This is a genomic window from Actinoalloteichus sp. GBA129-24, assembly GCF_001941645.1.
Classification (GTDB): domain Bacteria; phylum Actinomycetota; class Actinomycetes; order Mycobacteriales; family Pseudonocardiaceae; genus Actinoalloteichus_A; species Actinoalloteichus_A fjordicus.
The window spans coordinates 4,282,588-4,306,538 of the sequence record NZ_CP016077.1; the positions used below are offsets into that span (position 1 = coordinate 4,282,588).

The following is a 23,951-nucleotide window of genomic DNA, read 5'->3' on the forward strand; positions in this document are numbered from 1 at the left end:
GAGTTGACGCCTCGATCGGTTACTGCACGGGCCGGGAGTCGAGTTGGGGAAGGTGGCCGAGCTTGTCGGGATGCCACGGCTCGCCTGCGGGGCTCTCCCAGGCCTGGAACTCCAGGCCCAGCTCCTCGCACAGGAACTGCGTGACGAATCGCCCGGTGGACGCGGCGCGGATCAGGCCGCCCAGGCCGACCCACTGGCCCGCCATGGAGAAGCCGTGCAGCCCGGGCAGCCGCATGTGCTCCTTGTTGATCAGCTTGGCGGCGAGGTCGTCGGCATCGGAGAAGGCCTTCCAGGCGAGGATGCTGCCGTCGTAGTTGCCGGTGTAGCGATTGGTCGTCGCAGGCGTGGCCACGTCCACGAGCTCGATCCGATCGGCCAGGTCGGGCATCCGCCGGGCCAGCAGGTTCCGGACGAAGTCGGCGAGCCTGCGCTTCTGCGCCCAGTACTCGCGGCGATTCGAGGTGCGCAGCGTCTTCCAGTAGGAGTAGTCGCTGAAGTAGGTGCAGTGGATCACCGACTTGCCCTCCGGCGCGAAGCCGTCGGAGTACTGGGAGCGCAGCTGCACGACGACGCTGTTCTGCAGCGCGCCAGGCAGCTCGGCGGCCTCCTCGTCGGACAGCAGATACGTCGTGCTGTGCATCTGGTCCGGATGGAAGTCGCCCTCGATGCCGACGAAGGCCGAGACCACGGCGGGGAACAGGGTTCCCGGCCTGGTCAGCAGCTCGTCGTAGAGGCGGTCGATGGTCGGACCCGTGTAGTGCCCCTCCAACAGGTCGTAGATCGTGGTGCGGCCGTCGCACGCCGCGACGATGTGGTCGGCGTAGAGCCGCTGCCCGCCCTTGAGTTCGACGCCGATCGCCCGGTCGTCCTCCACCAGGATTCGCCCGACCCGAGCCCGATAGGTGATGTCCCCGCCGAGGGAGGTGTAGCGCTCCTCGATCGAACGGGCCAGGCCCAGCGAGCCGCCCTGCGGGAAGCCCGCGTTGTCGTTGTGGGCGCTGGCCATGTTGAACAGGAACGGCAGGAGCGGGAAGTCCTCCGGGTCCTGGAAGAAGATGTTGCGGAACGCCTTGCGCAGCAGCGGATCGGTGAACCGGTCCGCGAAGGTGTGCATCTGCGTGGCGGCCGTCCGCCAGAACAGTCGGAAGGCGGGCAGGACGGTGCGCAGCTTCTTGAGCTTCTGGCCGACGCTCTCCAACGGCGGCGGCGTCAGGAAGGGATACAGGTCGATCGCGATGAAGCGCCGCAGGTCGCGGCAGAACTGCTGGATCAGCTTCCGGTCTGCAGGCGAGATCGCCAGCAGGTGTGCCTCCAGCCGATCGGGATCGTTGTAGAACGTCACCGATCGGCCGTCGGAGTCGACGACCTTGTTGAAGACCGGGAAGTTCCGCATCGTCTTGCCGTCGAGCGCGCCCAGCTCCCGCCACACCTGGTTGGCGTCGTTGCCCTCGGCGGTGCCGATCAGCCATTCGATGCAGTAGTCGAAGATGTAGCCGTCGCGAGACCAGGCGGTGCAGCAGCCGCCCGGCAGCACGTGCTTCTCCAGGATTCGGGTCTCCATCCCGCTCATCTGGGCGTAGCAGCCGGTGGACATCCCGGCGACCCCCGCCCCGATGACCAGCACCCTCGGCCTGGTGCCGGGTGGGCGCTCGCGGCTGCCCCACCCGGCGACGAGGTCACGCACCACCGACGCCACCTCCCGTGAGGATCTCCCTGGTCAGACCGGCGTTGCCCGCGAGGAAGTCCTCGTCGAGCATCTCGGCGTGGCTGCCGAAGCCGCGGAACACCGAGGTGCTCGTGGTCGAGGTGCCGTGCCAGGTGCCGCGCTGCGCGGCGCCGTAGAACTCCACCTTCTGCTCGTCGGAGATCACGCTGACCGAGGCGCCGACCATCCCGAGGTTCGGCGTGCGGCTGCAGAAGCGGATGTAGTCCCTGGCCTGTTCCAGGGTCTCCTGGGTGAGGATCTCCGAGCCGGTGTGCTTGCGCAGGTGCTCGCCGAGTTCCTGTTCGAAGGCCTCGAAGCGCTCGCTGCCCAGTTCGAAGGCCTCCGGAATCCGATAGGAGTCCATGATCACCACGTTCGGGACCACCCGTCCTCTGGACTCCAGGACCTTGGCGACGTCGAAGGCGAGGTTGCCGCCCAGCGAGTAGCCGAACAGCGGACACGGGCCTTCCGGCGCGAGCTCCTCGATCAGGTCCGCGTACTGCGTCACCTTGTCGTCCCCGGCGAGGTAGTTGAACGCGACGAACTCGTGTTCTGGCAGGTGGGCGGCGAACCTGCGGTAGATCAGGCCGTGGCCGCCCGCAGGTGGGAAGCAGAACACCCTCGGCCCCTGGCCGATGTTGAACCGCAGGTAGGGGCGGGCGCCCGCCAGCCGACCGGTGACGATGTGCTCCACGGTCCTGGCCATGCCGTGCAGGGTGGTGACGGTGAAGAGCTGGCTGACAGGGATGCTGATGCCGAACTCCGCCTGGAGGTGGTAGATCAGCTCGATCAGCCTGATCGAGCTGCCGCCCGACTCGAAGAAGTCGTGCCGCAGGCCCACCTGGTCGAGTCCGAGCAGCGACTTCCAGTGCTCGGCCATCCGCACCTCGTAGAGGGTCACCGGCGGCTCGTACTCCTGTTCGTCGTGTTCGCCGCTCGGTGCGGGCAGGGCGGCGAGGTCGACCTTGCCGTTGGGCGAGAGCGGCAGCGCGGTCAGCGCCACGAAGTGCGAGGGGATCATGAAGGTCGGCAGCCGCTCGGCCAGGTGACTGCGCAGGTCGCGCAGGTCCAGCTCCGCGCCGGGCGACGCGATGCAGTAGGCGCACAAGGTCTGCTCGCCGCGTGCGTCCGGTCGCAAGGTCACGACGGCCTCCGCCAGCTGCGGCCAGTCGGCCAGCTGCGATTCGATCTCGCCGATCTCGATGCGATGGCCGCGCACCTTGACCTGTCCGTCGACCCGTCCGAGGAGCTGCACTCGTCCCTCGGCGTCCCAGCGCGCCAGGTCACCGGTGCGGTACAGCCGCATCGCCTCGGCGCCCGGCACCGCTGCCGTGTCCGACACGTGCCCGTTGCTGGGGCCGGACCCGTTCGTCGACGCCGGGTCGAGTGCGAGGCCGCTCGGCGTCGGCGCCCAGTCGACGAACCGCCGCGCCGTCTGCTCCGCGTCGCCCGCATAGCCGATGGCCACGCCGTCGCCGCCTACCCACAGCTCGCCGGGGACGCCGACCGGAACCGGCTGGGCGTGCTCGTCGAGGATGTAGAGCGTGCTGTTGGGCAGCGGCCTGCCGATCGGCACCATCTGGCTCGGTTCCAGGCCGTCGGCCGAGCCTTCGAAGTAGGCGCTGTCGATGGTCGCCTCGCTGAGCCCGTAGGAGTTGACCACCCTGGTCTGCGGCCCGCACAGGTCGCGCAGCCGCTGGTACTCCTCGACCTTCCATGCGTCGGAGCCGACGATCAGCAGGCGCAGGAAGTCCAGTCGCAGCCCCTCGTGGTCGCAGGTGTTCATCAGCGCCCGGACGACCGCCGGGACGAACTCGCCGCAGTCGACCCGCTCGGCCAGCATCGTCCGATGCAGTCGCGCGGTGTCGAACAGCAGCTCACGGGTGACCAGGACCAGCGTCCCCCCGGAGCACAGCGCGCGGACCAGGTCCCCGGTGAAGACGTCGAAGGAGAAGCTCGCCATCTGCAGGTGCACCCGGACGTCGGTGTCCAGGCGGTACTCGCCGCGCCAGGAGTCGTAGGCCGAGGCGAGACTGCGATGGCTGACCTGCACCGCCTTCGGCCTGCCGGTCGAGCCTGAGGTGTAGATGACGTAGGCAGGGGACGCCGCATCGACCGGCTCGGGGTCGAGGGGCTGTGCGGTCTCGGCCTCGCGATGCAGGTCCTCCAGGGTCAGCACGTCCTGGACGACGAGTCCGGACAGGCGATCACGGCGGGCGGCGTCGACGACGGCGAACGCGGCGTCGACGTTGCGGACCATGAAGGCCAGCCGGTCGGTCGGGTGGTCGGGGTCCAGCGGCAGGTAGGCGCCGCCGGTCTTGAGCACCGCCAGCACCGTGACGATCAGCTCGGGCGACTTCTCCAGGCACAGCGCCACCACCGAGCCCGGTCCGACGCCCAGGGCACGCAGCCTGCCCGCCAGGCGCGCGGCCCGGCCGTCGAGTTCGCCGTAGGTCAGTCGCGCGGGTTGCGCCTCGCCCCCGGCGTCGGCCGCCGCGGCGGGCGGCGACGACACGGCGAGGGCGTCGGGCTGCTCGGCGGCTTGCCTGCTGATCAGCTCGTGCACCGGCACCTCGTGCTCGACGACGCGACCGACGCCGCTGAACTCGCCGAGGATGCGGCTGCGCTCCTCGACGCCGAGCAGGTCGAGCCTGCTGATCGGCGTCGACGCGGACGCCTGCGTCAACGACTCCAGCACCGTGACGTAATGCGACGCCATCCGCCGCATCGTCTCGGACAGGAACAGGTCGGTGTTGTACTTGAAGACACAGTGGAACCGCTGGTCCGCCTCCTCCTCGTACACCGAGAGGGTGAGGTCGAACTGGCCCTCCTCCTCCGGCAGCTCGATGTAGTCCAGCCGATAGCCGTACTTCTCGGTGGCGACCTTGTGGACGAGCAGGATGAACATCGCCTGGAACACCGCGGAGCGGCTCGGGTCGTGTTGCAGCCCCAGCTTCTCGACCAGCAGCACGAACGGGTACTCCTGGTTGTCGAGCCCGTTGAGCACGGTGGCCCGCACCTGTTCCAGCAGCGCGGCGACCGACGGGGCGCCCCCGAGGTCGACGTACAGCGGCAGCGGGTTGACGAAGTAGCCGTAGACCGACGAGAACTCCTTCTGCGTCCTGCCGGTCACCGGGCTGCCCACGATGACGTCGTCCTGACCGGTGTAGCGGTGCAGCAGGACGTAGTAGGCGCTCATCAGGACCATGAACACCGTGACGTCGTGTTCCCGGGCCAGGGCGTGCACCCGTGCGCTCAACTCGGCGTCGAGGGCGAAGAACTCCGAGGCCCCGTTGTAGGTCTGCACGACCGGCCGGGGCCGGTCCGTCGGCAGGTTGAGGATCGGGACCTCGGCGGGCAGGTGATCCTGCCAGTAGTCGAGCATCCGCTGCGCATCGCGCCCGGCCAGGAATCGGTTCTGCCAGTTGAGGAAGTCCAGGTAGCTCGCCGACGGCGGTGCCAGCTCGACGCTGCGACCCTCGCGCAGGCCCTCGTAGACCGCGAGGAGCTCCTCGATGAAGGTGAACGTCGAGATCGCGTCGGAGATGATGTGGTGAACGGCCTTCATGATCACCCAGCGGTCGTCGGCGCGTTTGAACAGCCGGAACCGGATCAGGGGATCGCGTTCGAGGTCGTAGGGCTTGCGGTACTCCTGGATGATCATCTGGTAGATGTCGTCCCAGTCGCGGCCGACGACGTCGAACAGCGCGATGTCGTCGGGGATGTCCGCGACGTCGCGAAGCTGCTGCACCGGCCTGCCCTCGTGCAGCGTGAAGTTGGCTCGCAGGCTGGGATGCCGGGCGATCAGCGTGCGCACGGCCTGGAACATCAGTTCGGGTTCGAGTTCGACGCGCACCTCCACGGCGCCGCCGATGTTGTAGGCGAAGCCGTCGGGACTGAGCTGCTTGAGGAACCACAGCGCCGTCTGGTTCTGGGTGAGGGGATGCGCTCGCTCGTCGTCGTAGAGCTCGACCGCGTCGGCCGCCGCGTCGTCGTCGCCTGCGGCGACCAGCTCGACGAGTCCGTCATGGAGCTGGGCGACGGCCTCGCTGATCGGTGCGCTGCTCAACAGCGCCACCACCGGCAACGCCACCTTCAGCTCGGTGTGAATCCTGGCCCGCAGCTCCATCGCCAGCAGCGAGTCGAGTCCGAGGGCGCCGAGGCTGATCGAGGGGTCGACCTGTTCGGTCTTCACTCGGAGCACCGTGGCGACCACCGCCGTGAAGTGCTCGGTCAGCAGCAGCCGCCGCTTCTCCTCGTCCGCGTCGCGGAAGGCGTCCAGGAAGCTGCTGCCGTCGGCCGTGGCCTCGGTGGCCGAGGCGGCGAGTTCGGCCACCAGCGACGGCGGCGAGGGATACCAGGCGAGGAAGACCGGCCAGTCCACCACCGTGGCGACCAGGAGCTGCGCCCGATCCTGGCCGATGACACGTTCGAGGACGGCCATGCCCGCGTCCGGCGACAGGGAACTCATCCCCCGACTGTTGCGGTAGTGGTCGATCAGCCCGAGTTCCTCGATCATGCCGGTGGCCCACGGGCCCCAGTCGATGCTCAGCGCAGGCAGCCCACGGGCCCGCCGGTGATGGGCCAGGGCGTCCAGGAACGCGTTGCCCGCCGCGTAGTTGGTCTGGCCCGCCGTGGTCAGCAGCGAGGCGACCGAGGCGAAGAGCACGAAGTGGTCGAGGGGCTCGTCGCGCAGGTGGTGGTGCAGCAGGTAGGCGCCGACCACCTTCGGATCGTGGACGGCGTCGAAGATCGTGCGGTCCATGTCCGGGACCAGGGTGTCGCGAACGTGGCCCGCGAGGTGGAACACCCCTCGGATCGGCGAGGAGGCGTTCGCCCGATACTCGGCCAGCCAGGACGTGAGGCCGTCCTCGTCGGTGATGTCCAGCGGCGCGAGGATCGTCTCGGCACCCGCCGAGGCCAGTTCCGTCAGCAGCCGCACCCCGCGTCCCGCCGGAGTGTCCGGATCGACCTCGTGCCACCGATCGCGCGCCGGGAGCCGCGTGCGACCGACGAGGATCAGTCGACGGGCGCCCCTGGCGACGAGAGTGCGGCACAGCAGCCTGCCCAGCGCGCCGAAGGCGCCGGTCACCAGGTAGCTGCCGTCGGGGCGCAGGCGCAGGGGCAGCGGACGGGTCAGGTCCTCCGCCGTCGTGAGTCTGCTGGTCCGGCGCCCGTCCGCTCGCAGCGCGATCTCGTCCTCGTCGACGATCGAGGCCTCACGCAGCAGCGCCCGTGCCTCGGCGAGTCGCGAGTCCGCCGCGCGGCCGGCTGCCGCGTCGAGGTCGATCAGCTTGCCCCGGTATGGGATCAGCTCCTGGTTCCAGAGCACCCGACCGACGCCCCAGGCAGGTGCGCCGAGCGGCTCGACCTGGTCATCCGAGGACACCGCCTGCGTACCTCGAGTGACGATGTGCAGCCTGCCCGCCGCCGGGGAGTCGTCCGCCGCACTCGCGGACAGCGTCTGTGCGAGCGCGATGAGCGAGTAGGTGCCGAGGCTCTCCTGCGCGGCTAAGGCCGACCGATCGGTGTCCTCGAGGGACGGCAGATCCAGGTTCCAGAGGTGCACGATGGTGCCGAAGGAGGGCACGCCGCCGTCCGCCAGCTCGGCGAACAGCCGGGCGAGCTGCTCGGCCGACCCCGGCTCGACGGTGGACTCCCGCCGATCCGACGCCATCGCGTACTCGAGGCCCGGCCGCACCAGGTGGCAGCGTCCGCCCCGCGTCATGACCAGCTCAGCGAGCTCGTCGGCCACTCCCCCGCCGTCGGCAAAGATCAGCCAGTCCGCCGAGACCGGATCGGCGGCGCCCAGTGCGTCCCGCCCGTCGTCGACCGCCTCCGGCGGCAGGGGCGCGTCGATCCAGTTCACCTCGGTCAGCCATCGGTCGATCGTGGCCAGCCCGACCGTCGTGGCCGCCTTCTCGACGTCGGCGGCGCGGAAGCCGCCGATCCGTCCCAGCGCCACACCCGTGTCGGAGAAGACCACGATGTCGCCGCGCAGTTCGTCGCCCTCGCGACGGGTGACGACGGCATGCACCCACAGGGGTTGATCGCCGACCGGCGCGAACCGGACCTCGTCGATCGACAGCGGCAGCCGGATGCCGGTGGACGAGGGATCGTCGGCGCCGTGGTCGTCGAGGAGCTGCGGGGTCAGCAGGGACTGGAAGCAGGCGTCGAGCAGCGCCGGATGGAAGTGGTGCCCGGCGGCGTCGTCGCCGAGGACCTCGGCGGGGCGGATGCGGGCCAGTGCCTCGTCGGCGCCGACCCAGACCTCCTCGATGCACTGGAACGCCGGGCCGTACTCATAGCCGAGCCGGGCCAGTCCCGCGTAGCAGTCCGGCGAGTCGAGGCGTCGCGCGGTGCGCGCCCGGATCGCGTCGAGGTCCAGTCGCTCGTTCAGTCGCCGTCGCTGTCCGGTCCGCAGCACCCCGCAGGCGTGCACACTCGGCTCCTGCTCCTCGGCGCCGACCGTGGCGATGGTGAATCCCGCGTCCTCCGAGGAGAAGGCGAGCTGGACCGTCTTCACCTCGTCGTCCGGCAGGAACAGGGCCTTGCGCAGTTCGACGTCGGCGATGGTCGCCTCGGCGCCGCCGGTCATCGCCCGCACCGCCTGCACCGCCATCTCCAGATAGCCCGCCGCCGGGAACACGACGTTGCCCTGAATGCGGTGATCGGCGAGATACGGCAGCTTCTCGACGTCCAGCCGCGCCTCCCAGGTCGGCTCGACGTTGGCCATCCGGCGGCCGAGTAACGGGTGGTCGAGCCTGCCGAGGCGGATCTGCTCCACCGGCTTGGGCTCCACCCAGTACCGGTCGCGTTTGAAGGGGTACCGGGGCAGCGTGATCGACGGTCCCTCGCGGTGCAGGGCCGTCCAGTCGATGTCGACGCCCAGGTTGTGCAGGCTCGCCAGCGACATCGCGATCCGAGCCGCCTCGTCCTCGTTCCGTCGGATGGAGGGCAGGGCACGGCCCTCGGCGGCACGGGCGTCGAGGCATTCGCGGATCGAGTGGCCGAGCACCGGATGCGGGCCGATCTCCAGGAAGAGCCCGTGCCCGTCGTCCACCAGCCGGTCGATCGCCGACTGGAAGCGGACGCTGTCCCGGACGTTGTGCCACCAGTAGCTCGCGTCCAGCTCGGTGCCGTGTGCCAGACCCTCCCGGGCGGTCAGGTACAGCGGGACCTTCGCCTCCTGCGGCGTGATCTCGGCCAGCGAGGACAGCAGCTCGTCCTTGACGAGGTCCATCCGCGCGCTGTGATATGGCACCCGGACCGTGAGGAACCTGGCGAAGACCTGTTCGGAGCGCAGGACGTCGGCGATCTCGGCGAGCGCGTCTTCGTCGCCCGCCAGCGTCATGGCCGTCGGGCTGTTGATCGCGGCGATGGACACGCGGTCCCCGTAGGACTCGATCCGTCGGGCGGCGTCGTCCTCCGACAGGCTGACCGCCAGCATGGTGCCGGTGCCGACCAGCTTCTGCTGCAGGCGGCTCCGATGCACGACGACGGTGACGGCGTCGCGCAGCGAGTACACGCCCGCCTCATAGAACGCGGCGACCTCGCCGGTGCTGTGTCCGACGACGGCGTCGGGTCGCACGCCGTAGGACCGCCACAGGGCCGCGAGTCCGACCTGGACGGCGAAGTTCGCGGGCTGAGCCAGCCACGTCTCGGCCATATGGGAATCGGCCTCGTCCGCGTTCATCTCGGCGACCAGCGACCAGCCTGCGAGCGCGGCGATCTCGCGATCGCACCGGTCCACGGCCTCCCGATAGACGGGCTCGCTCTCGTACAGCAGGCGGCCCATCGCCCACCACTGCGGCCCCATGCCGGTGAAGGCCCAGACCAGCCGTCGTCCCTTCTGCTCCCACACCTGGTCGAGCAGGACGTGCGGATGTGCCTCGCCCGCCAGGAACGCGGCGAGTCGTTCATCCAGGGACTCCCGCGAGGAGTACACGACCGACAACCGTGACTCGAGGTGCTGCCGACGATGCGCCAGCGTGCCGCCCACGGCCGCGAGCGAGGCAGGCGCACCGTTGACGCCCGCCAGTTCGCGCTGGATGCCCCGGACGAGGTCGGGAAGGACCGCCGGGTCGCGCGCAGTCAGCGGCAGGATGTTGTAGCCCGGCCGAGGATCCCGATGAGTCGACTCCTCGGCGACCGGCCGAGGCGCCTCCTCCAGCAGGACGTGGGCGTTCGTGCCGCCGAAGCCGAACGCGTTCACACCTGCGCGCGCGGGTCCGTCGTGCGCGGGCCAGTCGGTGACCTCGGTGGGGATCTCATACGGCAGCGCCGCGAGGTCGATGGCCGGGTTGACGTGGTCCAGATTGATGTGCGGCGGGATCTTCTGGTGTTTCAGGGACAGCGCGACCTTGATCAGCCCGGCGATGCCCGCAGCCGATTCGGTGTGCCCGATGTTGGTCTTGACCGAGCCGACGTAGCACTGCGAGTCGGGCTTGCGGCCGATCGCCAGCGCCTGCCCGAGCGCGTTGGCCTCCAGCGGATCGCCCACCGGCGTGGACGTGCCGTGTGCCTCCACGTACTGCAGGTCGCCGGGCGCGATGCCCGCCTCGGCACACACCCGGTCGATGAGGCTGATCTGCGCCTCGGGATTGGGCACGGTGATGCCGCTGGTGCGGCCGTCCTGGTTGACGCCGCTCCCGATGATCACCGCGTGGATCGGGTCGCCGTCACGCACCGCGTCGTCCAGACGTTTGAGTGCGATCACACCTACCCCCTCGGCGCGGACGTAGCCGTTCGCGGAGGCGTCGAAGGTGCGGGATCGGCCGTCGGGCGAGAGGAAGCCGCCCTTGGTCTCGGCGATGGTGTACTGCGGCGTCATGTGCAGGAGCGTTCCGCCCGCCAACGCCAGGTTCGTCTCGCCTCGGCGCAGGCTTCGGCAGGCCAGGTCGACCGCCACCAGCGAGGAGCTGCACGCGGTGTCGATCGAGAGGCTGGGGCCCCGGAAGTCGAAGCAGTAGGAGATGCGATTCGACACCATCGTCATCATCGTTCCGGTGGCCGTGTGGGCCGCCAGCGTGTCGAACGAGAGGTCGGCGAACTGCACGATCTTGTAGTCGAGGGTGAAGGCGCCGACGAACACGCCGACGTCGGTTCCGGCGAGTTCGCCGGGCTTCTGCCCGCCGTCCTCCAGCGCCTCCCAGGCCACCTCGAGCAGCTTGCGCTGCTGCGGATCCATGTGGTCGGCCTCGCGTGGGCTGATGCCGAAGAAGGCCGGGTCGAACTCGTCGAAGCCGTCGATGTAGCCGCCTCTGCCCCCGACCAGGCGGCCGGGTTTGGTCTTGTCCCTGCTGCCGAGCGTCCCGACGTCATATCTGTCCGCCGGGGTCGGTGTGATGCAGTCTTTCCCGTCGAGCAGGTTCTGCCAGAACGTTCGGTAGTCCGACGCGCTGCCCGGCAGTCGGCAGCCGATACCGATGATCGCGACCTTGTCGCGGGCGGCAGGATACTGTGATTCCGTCACCGTGAAATCCTTCGATCGAGGCACTGCGTCACGAAACAGGGACCAACGGGTCGGCCGCTCAGGCCGAGTCGGTCTTCTTTGGAGATTCAGCCGATGCGGTGGCCGCGTCTGCGGCACTGCCTTCGGCGGCGGATTCCCGCTGCTTCCGCCAGGGATGCAGCAGGGTGGCGATCAGCGAGGACGTCTTGGGGAAGGAATCCGGATCGTGCAGGCCGACCGCGACCGGCACTCGACCGGGATACCAGGTGAAGCTGCCGAACACCCGGTCCCAGACCGACACGTCGGAACTGAAGTGGCCTGCCTCATCCAGATCGATGCTGTGATGCAGCCGGTGTTGCTCGGGGCTGGCCACCACGTGATTCAGCCAGCCGATTCGAACGTCGATGTTGGCATGCACGAAATAGCCCTGGGCGACGATGAACAGACCGACCAGGAACACCGCCGGATGGGAGAATCCCACGAGTGCGAGCCCTAGTTGTACCAGGCCCTGGGTCAGCGCGATGTCCACGACGTGGTTCACGCCGTTGTTGGCGACGTTGACCTTGTCAGGGACGTGGTGCACGCCGTGCAGGCGCCACAGCCATGGGTGGTTGTGGGAGATGCGGTGCACCCAGTAGCTCACCAACGAGCCCAGGAGCAGCGCGAACGGAATCTCCAACCAGATCGGCAGGCTCGACTCTGGAACCGCGACGGCACCGACGATGGCGGCGACGGGGAGCTGCGCGAGGCCTGCGCCCAGCATGGTGAGCACCAGGTAGACGCCGTACCACGCCCATTCGCTGCGGCTGGGATGCCAGTCCACCTCGTACGGGATCAGCCGCTCCAGCAACGCGAGCACAGCGATCGTGCCGACCAGGAAACCGAAGTTGACCAGGCCGAAATCCCACCCGTTATGCAGCGCCGCCGCACCGGTGAGCACCATTGCGAGGAGCAGCATCGGATACGTGACATAGCAAAGAAAAGGCCGCGGAGGGGCCGCCTCTGCGGCCGTTTCTCTACTGGTCTTCGAGGCCTGTCTTCCGACGTAGGGACGAATATTCATGGCATTGTCCATCCACTTCGAGCCACCGGAGAAACCCGGCCAGGCCGGCGCCTGCCAGGACGATTGTGAGCACAACTGGTGCGAACGCGACACGGGAATCGCCAGCGAGCCGAGACCCACGCTGGACTCGATTCGGGAGCGCAGTAACGACAGTGCACTTCCCACCGTTGGCGCGCAAGACTCTATTCCGGGGAGACCCCTATGCAGTACTCACAATCTCAATCCTTGATATTCAGACAGTATTCACCGGCCGGCGGCCGTCGGATCACTCGGACGGCGGACCGGCGGGCGGCCAGACAGGATCCGGAGCAGCGGCGTTCCTCGCGTCCGACAACAGTGTGAGACGCGATCACGTGCAGCAGGTCGCACTGCACCATGGACTTCGCCGACTCCAACGGGCGCGGATAGCCGTGCCTGTCGGGAAGGTCCGGTCAGGCAGGCACCCGGCGCAGCGAAGCAGGCTGATCGGCTGACGAGTACCCGAACTCGTCAGTCACGTCGAACGGCGTGATGCCTCGATCCGTCGCGAACCGGCAACGCCCCCGCCGCGCGCCGTCGGCTGCGGTGGCCGGAGCCGACGGCCAAGCCGAAGGAGCCGTCATCGTCGACGGCTGGCGTTCCTCCCTCGGGGCGCGATCGTCCCCGCCGATTCCCCCTTGCCGTCGCCGCGAGTCCGACGAACAGCCGAGACGCCGAGGCCCTCAAGCGCCCATCGTTCGCCGGCCGACGGCGCGGAAGACGGAGCCCCGGAAAACGTCGATCGTCATCCGCCCCGCCTCCAATGCCCCGAACCGACTGCCCGCCGACGTCCCCATGACGGGTCTGCCGACGCTCCCCACGGGCCCCCTGGGACATGATTCCCTCCCCACCGGATCATCACCGAAAGTGTTCGAGTAGATGCTATCGGTAGTGGGAAGCGTTCAGGGATCACCCGATCGGTCATAGGTTCGCGACCGCCCCGCACCGTAGAGCAACAGTGATCGTCACGACGTGACCGCAATACCGCGCGAGGCGCCGCATCGACGGTGACGACCCTGTCGATCCCGTTCTACACCGTTCACCCGCGACCTCGGCCAGAGCACGACAGCCCTTGGCGCGGTCGGCGAACCGCCCCCGTCGAACGGGCCCGCGACGACCGGTCGTTCATTCCGCGAATTGATTCCAGCTTTTTCCCTTGTCGCGAATTTCGATTCGAGAACAGCGAGGTTCTTCGATATTGTCGACGACCGATCCGACCTCATCGAGACCGCAATCGCAGGCCCGCAGTGGAGCGTCCAGCCGGGACGATTGCGCCGGGCTCGCGCCCGCGCCGGGCCCGGCTGGACGCCCCGCCCGCCATCCGCCGTATTCGGTCGCTCCCGGCGGCCCCCTCGGCAGGCGGATCGCGAGGTCCGGGACATCACGGCTGACCTGATCTGCCCCGATGGCTGTCGGCGGCGGTATGTCTGGGGCCGACGGCCCGCAGCCCGAGCCAGCTGCGTACGAGTGCGACACAGTGCAGCCGTGCCCCGTCGACCGGCCCGACAACCGCTCCGGGCGGTCCGGGCCAACGTCGGCACGGACCGAAATCCGTGAACCTGAAAATGATTACTCGGCCGCTGTTCAACGATTTTTCCGATCGGCCGCTCGTGACTCATCGACATTTCCTGCGTAGGCCGCGTCCGCCGCCTTCCGCACGGGCGACTCGCCGCATCGACCCGACTTGCGCGCCGCTTCCCCGGGGGCCTGAATCCGTCCCGGCCTCGGACCCGACTCCGCCCCGGTTCACCGGTCCGAATCGGACGAGCCGACGCGTCGAGGAACGGGACATGCCGCGCGGCGGGCGGCCGTGTGCGACGACGCGGACGCGCGGCGATGTCGTGCCATCAGGCGGCCCGCGTTCGCCGCCGGAGTGCCGCAGGCGTGCGCCGCCCGGCGGCGAACACCCGTCTGCGGCCCGTCCCGTCACCCGAGCGAGGTATCCAAAGTGCCCTGTCGTGTCACCGTGTCACCGTGTCGACCCCGGTTCCGCTCCGACCGATCGATTCGTTCGATCGACGACATGCGCGATGATCGCGCTCGCCAACGGCTGATGCACCGCCGCGGGCAGCGCATGGCCCATGCCGGGGATCTCCGCGAACCGCGCATCGGGGATCACCTCCGCCAGGTGCCTGCCGTGCGGCGGCGGGCTGATCGGGTCCAGCGGCCCCTGGATCACCAGCGTGGGCGTGGTGATCCCCGCCAGTTCCGCGCCCCGTTCGGTGAGCGGCTGCTCGATCAAGCCGTGCGGGTGCACCTCCGGCGGCCGAGTCGGCCCGACGTGATCGAGCACTCTGGCCTGCGCACGACGAAACGCGACCTCGTCGAACGGCAGCTCCGTACCCGCCAAGGCCTTCCAGTGGTCGACGATCCCGTCCAGTTCCGCAGCCCGGCCCGGCGCGCCGGGCTGCGGATCGAGCACCGACTCGACGAACCAGCGATGCGGTGTGGGCAGTCCGTCCAGGGTGGGCTCGCCCGTCAAGGCCCGATCCCAGTTGCCGAAGAAGTCGACCCCCAGCGAGAAGGCGCCGACGAGCGTCATCCCGGCCAGTCGACGTCGGTGGTCCACGGCGAGCAACTGCCCGAGGACAGCCCCCATGCCGAAGCCGACGACGTAGGCGGCATCGACGCCCCAGCCGTCGAGAACAGCGACGGCATCGGAGGCCAGGTCGTCGAAGTCGTAGGGATGCTCGGCGAAGTCGCGGACGGTGGACAGTCCGGTGTCCCGGTGGTCATACCGCAGAACCCGCAGCCCCGCCGAGGTCAACAGCTCGACGAACTCGTCCGGCCATTCCAGGCCCGACTGGCAGTCCCCCGCGATCAACAGGATGGTGGGGTGCGCCGGATCGCCCGAGCTGCGAGTCCACAGCTCGACGTCTCCGGCGGTGACGAACCGGTCGTCTTCCACGACGGCATCGCTCATCGGAAGTCCTCCGCGTGGTCGATCGCCCACTCTTCGAGGGTGCGGGCGGGTCTGCCGGTGACCTGCTCGACGGTCGACAGCACCGGCTCGGGCCTGCCCACCCGCTTGGCCCAGAGATCGAGCAGCCACTCGGTCACCTCCTCGGGCAGTTCCTCGGCCATCGCCTCCCGCCACTGCTCCGGGGTCAGCTCCTCCACCGTCAGCTCCCGGCCGAGAGCCCTGCCGATGGCCTGCACCTGCTCGAATTTGGTCAACGACTCCGGTCCGGACAGCGGGTACCTCGCGCCGACGTGGCCGTCGGTGAGCAGGGCCGCCACGGCGACCTCGGCGATGTCGTCCTCATGAACCGGTGCCTGTGCCACGTCGCCGTAGACGAGCCGCACCACCCCCTCCGCTCGAATGGACTCGGCCCAGTCCCTGGCGTTACCCGCGAACATGCCCGGCCGCACGTGGGTCCACTCCAGGCCGGACCGCTCCACCGCTCGCTCGACCAGGCGATAGTCCTCGCCGCCCGCCTCATCGGGGTCGTCGGCGGTCGTGCCGGAGAGCACGACGATCCGCCGCACCCCCGCCAGCCGAATCCGCTGCACCACCTCGTCCGCCACCGGAGCCGCAGCCGGGAACAGGTACACCCGGTCGGCGCCGACGAACACCTGATCCAAGGTCTCCGGTCGTTCCAGGTCGCCCGCCACGACCTCGACGCCTGCGGGCAGCGCCGCCGCCTCGGGCTGCCTGGTCACCGCCCGCACCTCGACGCCTGCCGCCAACAGCCTCGCGACAACCCGCCTGCCGACGGTCCCGGTCGCACCGGTCACCACGATCCGCACGCATACTCCCCTGTCCTGGATTCCTCCGGAGCGGGCCGAGAACCGATGACCGCGTCACCGTGATCTCCCGCCCCGTCCGGCTCGACCCGCGCGACGCTACGGGCCGGACCGATCCCCGCGCCTATAGAACTTTGCTTTCATAAATAGCGTTCTATTCGCTTGACAGCGCCGCGGCCCGGCTCTCTCTGAATACGTGCGGCGAGCTGCCATCGCGGTGGTTACGGGCCGCGAGAAGTCCGCCGCCGACAATCCGGGAGGACCGATGAGCGCGACTTCCACCGCGCTCTCGACCGCGAGACCGAAGGGCTGGCGAGGGAATGGATATCCGACTCCCCCAGCGACTTCGAAAGAAACAAACCGGATGAAGAATGTCGCCCCTACTCCGTAGGATTCGATCATTGCGAACCGAAACCGTCCGCCGCCCCGCCCCCGTGCAGCAGCCCGGCACCGGGGCGGCGGACCAGGCAGAAGGAGATCACGTGCGAGAACGTCGCAGTTCGAGAATGTCGGTGCTGGCCGTCGGCATTCTGGCGATGTCCCTGCTGGCAGGGCTGCCTGCCCTGGCAGCGTCGCCCGCCACGGAGGAGGAGCCGATCCTGGAGTGCCACACGTTCGCACGGTTCTACACCGCTGATCCGAACGGCGACGTCTACCACAGTGCGCACAGCGACCCGATCGGCGGCGCGACTCGTTGGAATGTCGCCGTGGGGGCGATCGGAAACAGCGTCGACGGCCGAATGCTCGCCGGCCCGGCGGGCCTGCTCTACGAGATCAAGAGCGACGGACTACTGCAGATGTACCGGCGCGGCGACTCCGGTTGGGAACAGTGGGAGGACGGCGGTTTTTCGCGCGATTTCCAGACCACCTTGGGCGGCTACACCAGCACGGCCTGGCGAAATCGAATCACCGTCGACTCGACCGGCGACTTCTACTTCATTCGCGGAAACAATCAGCTGTACCGCGCGACCCTCGATGACGAGACCCGCGAACTGCGGCAGCAATCGATCGACGCCGACTGGAGCCGGTTCGACCTGATCACCGCCGCCGGGCCGGGCGTGCTCTACGCACGCGAGTCGGACGGAACGCTGTACCGCTACCAGTACGACGCGGCGACGGAGCAGTGGACCGACCAGGGCACCTGGATGGCGGACGGCTGGGAGCGGTTCGCCCAGGCGGCCTCGCCCGGCGGTGACGTCCTCTACGCCGTCGACACCGAGAGCGGGCAGTTGCACTGGCAGCGCTTCCTCCCGTACTCGGATGACACGATCGAGTCGAGGATCGTCTCCCGAAGCACGTGGACGGAGCGCAGTATCGCGATCACGAGCGACTCCTGTGCCTGGACGGGGACCTCCGCGACGACATGACCTGACCGACGACGGGTGTCAGCCCGCACCTGATGCGGTCCGCATCTCCTCGCTCGGCTCGGTGGACTCCGGGCCCGTTCCAGACGGCGCCCGGAGTCGGTCGAGCCGCGCCGGGACAGACGCCCCTGAGTCGGGAGGAGGCAGCCGCCGTCTTCCTCGCCGCGCCGCCTCGCCGTCGAGGCCGGTCGCGGTTGCCGCAGTCGTCCGGCGCGGAGTGCCTGCCGGTCCGGACGTCTGTGGTGGAAGGACCCGGTTCCTGGTCGGATTGACGCGGGGCACGTCCGTCTGGTCCGAGGTGGACGGCGATCTCCCGCACGCACGTCGGCGCTCACGGCGCGGCGGGTCCGAGGCGCTGAAACACTCGACCTGCGGAGTTCGTCAGGATCGGCCCGCCCTCTTCGGTCCCGGCGTCTCGGCGGAGTCCAGGACCGGATCAGGCGCTCCGCCGTCTCGGCTCGGACCGACGCCCCGAGTCGGGCTCGGCAGCGGACTGATCGACGCCGTATCGGGCCCGTGAGGCGAGCCGCAGGCACCCGTTCGACGGCGGTGACCGCGATCAGCCTCAGCCCGCCAGGTGCCTGCGGAACCAGTCGGCCGCCAACCGCGCCACCTCGTCCATGGCGCCGTCCTCCTCGAACAGATGACCGGCGTCGGCGACGACCTCGATGCGATGGGGGGCGGAGAGTTCCGCCGAGGCCTGCCGGTTGAGCGTGAGCACCTGTTCGTCGCGACCGCCGACGATCAGCAACGTGGGGGCGCGCACCTCGCGCAAGGCCGCCAGGCCTGCGAGGTCGGGACGGCCGCCCCTGGACACCACGGCCCGGACCTCGGAGAGCCCGGCGGCAGCCACCAGCGCCGCAGCCGCTCCCGTGCTCGCACCGAAGAGCCCGAGGGGCAGCCTGTTCGTCGAGTCGGCGCGAATCCAGGCCGCCGCGTCGGCGACCCGCTCGGCCAACAACGGGATGTCGAAGCGCAGCTCGCCGGTCCGCTCGTCGCGCAGTGCCTCCTCCTCCGTCAGCAGATCGAGGCGCAGGGTGGCCAGCCGCCGATCGTGCAGCACGCCGGCCACCGCACGATTACGCGGACTGTGCCGCGAGCTGCCTGAACCGTGGGCGAACACGACGATCCCCTGCGCGCCCTCTCCGACGGTCAGATCGCCTGCCAGGGTGCCTGCGGATGTGGAGATGGACACCGGCACCGATACCGCCATCGACCTCGCCTCCTCTCCTCATCGAACGAGCTGCCGCCTCGTCCCGACGCCGGACCGGTGGACCGAGCCGGGTGCGGCCCTCCCCGTGCCTGTTGGGTTTCCGCCTGCCGCCGAGGGCAAACGTGCCTACGCGATCACCTGCCCGCGACGTGGCCGCTCGATCGGGCGGCGATGCGCGGCCCGATCCCGTGGCAGGCCGCCCGTATCTCAGAGCCTGTTCTTGATCCCCCTGGAGTCGTGAGCGGGGATCAGCGTGGCTGAGCTGCCAGGCGGAGGAAAAAGACATGACGGAGTCATGTCGACTGACGACAACGCCGCAGATCGCCGCTGTCTGCCCCGCGCAACTGGAAAGTGGGGATCAAAAACAGGCTCTCAGGCTGTTCGCCGCCGAACCGCCCCGAGACACCGGCTCCGCAGGCAGGCAGGAGGAGTCCGGCGGTGTCCGACGGCGTGCATCGCCCGCCCGCCGAGTGAGCCACCGCGCCGGCTCGGATGCTCGCCCACCATGATCCGGCGCAGGGCTCGGGCATCGTCGAGGACCGACTCAGGGGCCCTGCCGCCGCCACGACGGCGTGCCCGGTCGAGCGTCGATGCCAGGGGACGTGTCGAGGCGCGCAGCTCGGATCATGAACTGAGCGTAGCGACGATTCCGGATTCGCCCGGCCTGGTCGTCGATGTTCATGACACCTGTCAGACGGATTGATGACAGCTGTCATGAAGAAGTCATGACACTTGCCACTACCACGCACGACCCGTGCCGGACAGGATCGACGGCATGCCTTCGCAGACCACGTTCCCGTCCGCCTCCAGGCAGGCCCGGCACCGGTCCGTCGACTACCGTCCGCTACCACACCGTCCCAGGCACGTCGGCGCGGCCGCGTCCCCGAATCGGGGGCGCCGAATCGCCCGCAGCCTTCTGCGGCTGCTCCGCCGAGGGCGTCTCCGGCATCCGCCCGATCCACGACGCCGGGTGGGGCGGCTGTCAGGCGTCCTCGCCGGTCTCCTCGGCCTGCCGTTCCAGCACACCGCGAAGGAAGGAGGCCTGGCCGGCATGTTGCAGATCGTCGGCCACCACGCTCACCAGCCTGGTGCACAGCGTCACCGGCGGGTCCCAGGTGTCATCGACGATCCGGTCGAAGTCCTCATCGGCAAGGCCTGCCAGGTACCGCGTGGTCATCGCATGGACCGCGTCGTGGTACCCGGTCAACAGATCCGGCGAATCGACGCAGACGACCCCGACCTCTCGTCCGGTCTGTCCGTATCCGGTGTCCGTCGGGCCGAACGGCAGGCCGAACCGGTCGAACCAGCCCTCGTCCGTCCAGACCTGTTCGACGCCCGCGAGTTCCGCCACGTGGTCGTCCTGCACGCGCGTCAGGTGCCACAACAGCCAGGAGATCGAGTTCGATTCACTGTCCAGCCGAGCCGAGAGCTGATCGGCGCTCAGCCCGGCTACGTTCTCCGCGACCAGATCGCGGATCCGGTCGAAGGCATCGGTCAACAGACGGGCGCTTCTCTCCGAGGTCACCCACCTCACGCTAGGAGACTTCGACAGAGGCGTCCCCGTGAACCAGTCGCAACAGCCCGTTCAGGGGTCACCGGGCGCAGCGGTGTGACGACGACGCAGCCGGCAACCGGGCCTCGGCCTCGCCCCTGGTGTCCCGCCCTCGCGCGCTGCCGCTGTTCGACTGCACGTGCACCTCCGACCAGCGCGGGCGCCCGGCCGTAGCGGCAGCCGGCGGCGATGTCGTCCGTCATGGTCCACACGGTCCCAGCGGGCCGCCGCGCCGCCGACCGAGGCCGGTTGGCCGGCTGCCGCAAGGGCCGGGTGGCCGCTCCAGCGCCGGATTCGGCCGATCGTCGGCGAGACCTGCTCGCCGAATGCGCTGTCCGGGGGATGCGATCGACGATTCCGGGCGGTTACCGTCGTACCGGGTGCGCGGTATCAAGGTTAATCCTCCACGAGACATGGAGAACGGGATGTCTTCTCTCACGCGTGCCCGAAATCCGCTGGCCGCTCGGGCGGTCGCCATCGCATCGGCAGTACTGCTGCTGCTTGCGGGCGTGTTCACCGGGACCTCCTCGGCCCACGGTTCGGTGATCGACCCGCCGTCGCGGAACTTCGGCTGTCACGACCGCTGGGGTACCGACCACCTCAACCCCGACATGGCCACCGAAGACCCGATGTGCTGGCAGGCCTGGCAGGACAATCCGAACGCGATGTGGAACTGGAACGGCCTCTACCGGGAGAACGTCGGCGGCAATCACCAGGCGGCCATCCCGGACGGGCAGCTCTGCAGCGGCGGCCGCGCCGAGGGCGGGCGGTACAACTCGATGGACGCCGTGGGCGACTGGGCAGCCGCCGACATCTCCAACGACTTCTCGGTGCACCTGTACGACCAGGCCTCCCACGGCGCCGACTACTTCCAGGTCTACGTCACCAGGCAGGGCTTCGACCCGCTGACCGAGAGCCTCGGCTGGGGCGATCTGGAGCTGGTCGAGGAGACCGGTTCCTACCCGCCCGCCACGGACATCACCTTCGACGTCAGCGCGCCGGGTCGCACCGGGCGCCACATCGTCTACACGATCTGGCAGGCCAGCCACATGGACCAGTCGTACTACATCTGCAGTGACGTGCGGTTCACCGGCTGATCGTTCGCTCGCCGACAGCACAGGCGGCGCCCCGCGGGGCAACGCAGGTCCTGGGAGTTCGAGGACTCGTGGTGCTCGTTCGCCACGATTCGGACTCAGCACCGGCACCGCCCGCGCCGACCACGCGCCGGGCGGTGCCGGTCCAGGCGACCAGACGACCGACTTCGCCGGACCGAGGCAGGCAGGCCGGTCGGCTGCCCCTGGCTCCTCGGGACGGGGAGCCGCCCGCCCGGCGCCGAGCCACAGCCGGCCGCACCAGCACACCGCCCCGGCGGGAGGAGAGAATACGCTCGGTGGAGCGAACTCGGTGGACTGCCGCCGTGCCGCCGGACGGCAGCGCGGGGTCGCCCAGACGGAAGAAGGCGGCGGTCATGACGGCGGTGGGACAGGCGCTTCCGGTGGCCGACCTGCCTGCCTATCTCCTCGGCCGGTGGCGGCTGGAGCGGGAGATCCTCGACGTCACGGGCTCTCGGCTGGGCAGCGTGACCGGCATCGCCGAGGTCCTGGACCACGATGATCGGCTCGGCTACACCGAACAGGGCGAACTGGTGCTCGCCACGTACCGAGGCCCGGTCAGTCGACGGCTGGACTACCGCCTCACCGGTCCAGGCCGGGCCGAGGTCCACTTCGACCACGGCGGGTTCTTCCACGAGGTGGATCTGCGAGACGGCCGCTGGAGTACTCGACACCCGTGCCGCGACGACGACTACCAGGGCTGCTACCACGTCGTGGACGAGGACCGCTGGCGGCAGAGGTGGACGGTGACCGGGCCGCGAAAGGACCATGCGATCGTCACCGAGTTCCGTCGTCTCGGCTGAGAACGCGTCGGGCCGCATCGCCCCGTCGACATCCTGCCGGGCCGCCGGAGGCTCGGTGCCGCGATCCCAGCCGTTGCGCAACCGACGGGGCGTCGGCGCGACCGTGTCCCCGATCGACGCCGAAGCCCGCCGCCCCCCACGACCAGCCCGACACTCGGCGTCCACTGTGATCCCCGCGACCCGCCGCCACTTGGCGCCGCGACCGGTCGCCCCCGCTGTCCCCCGCAACGCAACTCGGCGACGCGACGCGGCGTCCCCGGCAGGGACCGGCAGGCCCTCGCCACGGCCGCACGGCCGATCGCGGCAGGCCCGGCCAACTCGTCAGGCGGTCCGGACGCGATGCGGCCCGGTCACGACTCGCGCGCCGCGAACCGGTCCAGTGCGCGGTGGAGGTCCGTGCGCATCGTGGCGCTGCCGGTGTGTCCGGAGTCCTCGACGACGATCAACTCGGCGTCCGGCCAGTTGCGGGCGAGTTCCCACGCGGTGTCCAGGGGCGACCCGAGGTCATGCCTGCCGTGGATCAACACGCCGGGGATGCCTGCCAGTCGCCCTGCCTCGCGCAGGAGCACCCCCTCGGCCAGCCAGGCTCCGTGGGAGAAGTAGTGCGCACAGATCCGGACGAAGGCGAGCAGGTCGTCCGAAGCTCGGTTGCTGTAGGCGTTGGGGGTGCCGTTGGGCTCTCGCGAGATGACGGTGTCCTCCCACGTGATCCAGTCGTGCGCCGCGCGGGACCGCACCGTCGGGTCCGGATCAGCCGTCAGGCGGGCATAGGCCGCGAGCAGCTCGGGGACCCCGCCACCTCGGGCGGCCTCGGGAACGCCGTCGCGGAACCGTTCCCACTCCTGGGGGAACAGCCTCCCGACGCCTCGGTACAGCCAGTCGATCTCCGATCGTCGCGTCGTGGTGACGCCGGTGATGACGATCTCGGACACCCGGCTCGGATGACGTTCGGCGTAGGCGAGGATCAGGGTCGATCCCCAGGAGCCGCCGAAGAGCAGCCATCGATCGATGCCGAGGTGCTCGCGAAGCCGCTCCATGTCGGCCACCAGGTGGTCGGTGGTGTTGACGCTCATGTCGGTGGCCGGGTCACTCGCGTGCGGAGTGCTCTGTCCGCATCCCCGCTGGTCGAACAGCACGACCCGATAGCGTGCCGGATCGCAGTACCGGCTCAGTCCCCGGCTGCGGCCCGATCCCGGACCGCCGTGCACGATCAGGAGCGGCTTGCCGTCCGGGTTGCCGCCGACCGCCCAGGCGAGGTGGTTGCCGTCGCCGACGTCCAGCAGCCCCTCGTCGTAGGGCTCGATGGGCGGGGAGTGCTCGGTCATGCTCGGTTCCTCCAGCCTGCGCCAATACATTAGTGCTGTTACATTAGCCGCATGACGGAAGGCACCGACACCACCGGACCCGAGTTGCTCGGCACGCGGCTGCGCCACCTGCTGGAGCTGATGGAGGGTGACGTGGCGGCGGTGTACGCCGATCTCGGACTGGCCGACTTCCGCCCGCGATACACCCCGATCGTCTGGGCCGTCGCCGCCTCGGGCGGGAGTTCCATTCGCGATCTCGCCGCCGCCGTGGGCGTCACGCATTCGGCGGCCAGCCAGACCGTCGCGCAGATGGCCGAGGACGGACTGGTCGTGTTGACGCCCGGCTCCGACGCCAGGACACGCATCGTCGGACTGACGCCCAAGGCGGAACGACTGCTGCCCCGGCTCCGGGCGGAATGGCAGGCGACCACGACGGCGGCCCGTGCCCTGGACGCCGAACTCTCCGCACCGTTGAGCGCACTGGTCGACGAGGCCATCGCCGCCGTCCGTCGCAGGCCGATGCGACAGCGCATCGCCGACGTCGCGCCCGATCTCATCGCACAGCACCGCGACGACCGGCCCTGAGCGGAGCCGACCCGACGACGGATCCCCGCCA

Annotated in this window: 12 protein-coding genes; 4 read left to right on the forward strand and 8 right to left on the reverse strand. The window is 69.4% G+C overall.

Going from position 1 to position 23,951, the window contains the following annotated elements; genetic code table 11:
- Positions 1 to 19: 19 nt before the first annotated feature.
- From UA75_RS18485 to UA75_RS18505, 5 genes are all read right to left on the reverse strand, one after another.
- Positions 20 to 1,687 (reverse strand): phytoene desaturase family protein, encoded by a 1,668-nt coding sequence (locus tag UA75_RS18485; protein ID WP_075743942.1) that lies wholly within the window; start codon positions 1,685 to 1,687, stop codon positions 20 to 22.
- Entirely contained in the window at positions 1,677 to 11,180 is a 9,504-nt protein-coding gene (locus UA75_RS18490) for a hybrid non-ribosomal peptide synthetase/type I polyketide synthase (protein ID WP_075741317.1), read from the reverse strand. The genes UA75_RS18485 and UA75_RS18490 overlap by 11 nt, the downstream gene beginning before the upstream one ends.
- 58 nt (positions 11,181 to 11,238) lie before the next feature.
- Positions 11,239 to 12,117 (reverse strand): sterol desaturase family protein, encoded by an 879-nt coding sequence (locus tag UA75_RS18495; protein WP_075741318.1) that lies wholly within the window; start codon positions 12,115 to 12,117, stop codon positions 11,239 to 11,241.
- A 2,092-nt stretch (positions 12,118 to 14,209) separates the two neighbouring features.
- Positions 14,210 to 15,163 (reverse strand): alpha/beta fold hydrolase, encoded by a 954-nt coding sequence (locus UA75_RS18500; RefSeq protein ID WP_075741319.1) that lies wholly within the window; start codon positions 15,161 to 15,163, stop codon positions 14,210 to 14,212.
- On the reverse strand, positions 15,160 to 15,990 hold the full coding sequence (locus UA75_RS18505; RefSeq protein ID WP_075741320.1) for an NAD(P)H-binding protein: 831 nt from the start codon (positions 15,988 to 15,990) through the stop codon (positions 15,160 to 15,162). The genes UA75_RS18500 and UA75_RS18505 overlap by 4 nt, the downstream gene beginning before the upstream one ends.
- Positions 15,991 to 16,469: 479 nt before the next feature.
- Between UA75_RS18505 and UA75_RS18510 the strand changes: the two genes are divergently transcribed.
- Positions 16,470 to 17,354, forward strand: a complete 885-nt coding sequence (locus tag UA75_RS18510; RefSeq protein WP_198042766.1) for a tachylectin-related carbohydrate-binding protein — start codon at positions 16,470 to 16,472, stop codon at positions 17,352 to 17,354.
- A gap of 562 nt (positions 17,355 to 17,916) precedes the next feature.
- Here UA75_RS18510 and UA75_RS18520 read toward each other — a convergent pair.
- Both UA75_RS18520 and UA75_RS18525 read right to left on the reverse strand, forming a co-directional pair.
- The gene (locus UA75_RS18520; protein ID WP_075741323.1) at positions 17,917 to 18,564 is read right to left on the reverse strand and encodes a dienelactone hydrolase family protein; all 648 of its coding nucleotides are present in this window, start codon (positions 18,562 to 18,564) and stop codon (positions 17,917 to 17,919) included.
- Positions 18,565 to 19,546: 982 nt separating this feature from the next.
- Positions 19,547 to 20,089, reverse strand: coding sequence for a mycothiol transferase (locus tag UA75_RS18525; protein WP_075741324.1), 543 nt, complete (start codon positions 20,087 to 20,089; stop codon positions 19,547 to 19,549).
- 452 nt (positions 20,090 to 20,541) lie between these two features.
- Between UA75_RS18525 and UA75_RS18530 the strand changes: the two genes are divergently transcribed.
- Both UA75_RS18530 and UA75_RS18535 read left to right on the forward strand, forming a co-directional pair.
- Positions 20,542 to 21,213 carry a lytic polysaccharide monooxygenase gene (locus tag UA75_RS18530; RefSeq protein WP_075743943.1) on the forward strand — a complete coding sequence of 224 codons (672 nt, stop codon included), beginning with the start codon at positions 20,542 to 20,544 and terminating at the stop codon, positions 21,211 to 21,213.
- Positions 21,214 to 21,506: 293 nt separating this feature from the next.
- Positions 21,507 to 22,031, forward strand: coding sequence for a DUF6314 family protein (locus UA75_RS18535; RefSeq protein WP_232237313.1), 525 nt, complete (start codon positions 21,507 to 21,509; stop codon positions 22,029 to 22,031).
- Positions 22,032 to 22,381: 350 nt separating this feature from the next.
- Here UA75_RS18535 and pip read toward each other — a convergent pair whose 3' ends face one another.
- Positions 22,382 to 23,356, reverse strand: coding sequence for a prolyl aminopeptidase (gene pip, locus UA75_RS18540; protein WP_075741325.1), 975 nt, complete (start codon positions 23,354 to 23,356; stop codon positions 22,382 to 22,384).
- Positions 23,357 to 23,407: 51 nt separating this feature from the next.
- Between pip and UA75_RS18545 the strand changes: the two genes are divergently transcribed.
- Positions 23,408 to 23,920: a MarR family winged helix-turn-helix transcriptional regulator gene (locus tag UA75_RS18545; RefSeq protein ID WP_075741326.1), complete on the forward strand. Its 513-nt coding sequence runs from the start codon at positions 23,408 to 23,410 to the stop codon at positions 23,918 to 23,920.
- The last annotated feature ends 31 nt before the right edge of the window (positions 23,921 to 23,951 follow it).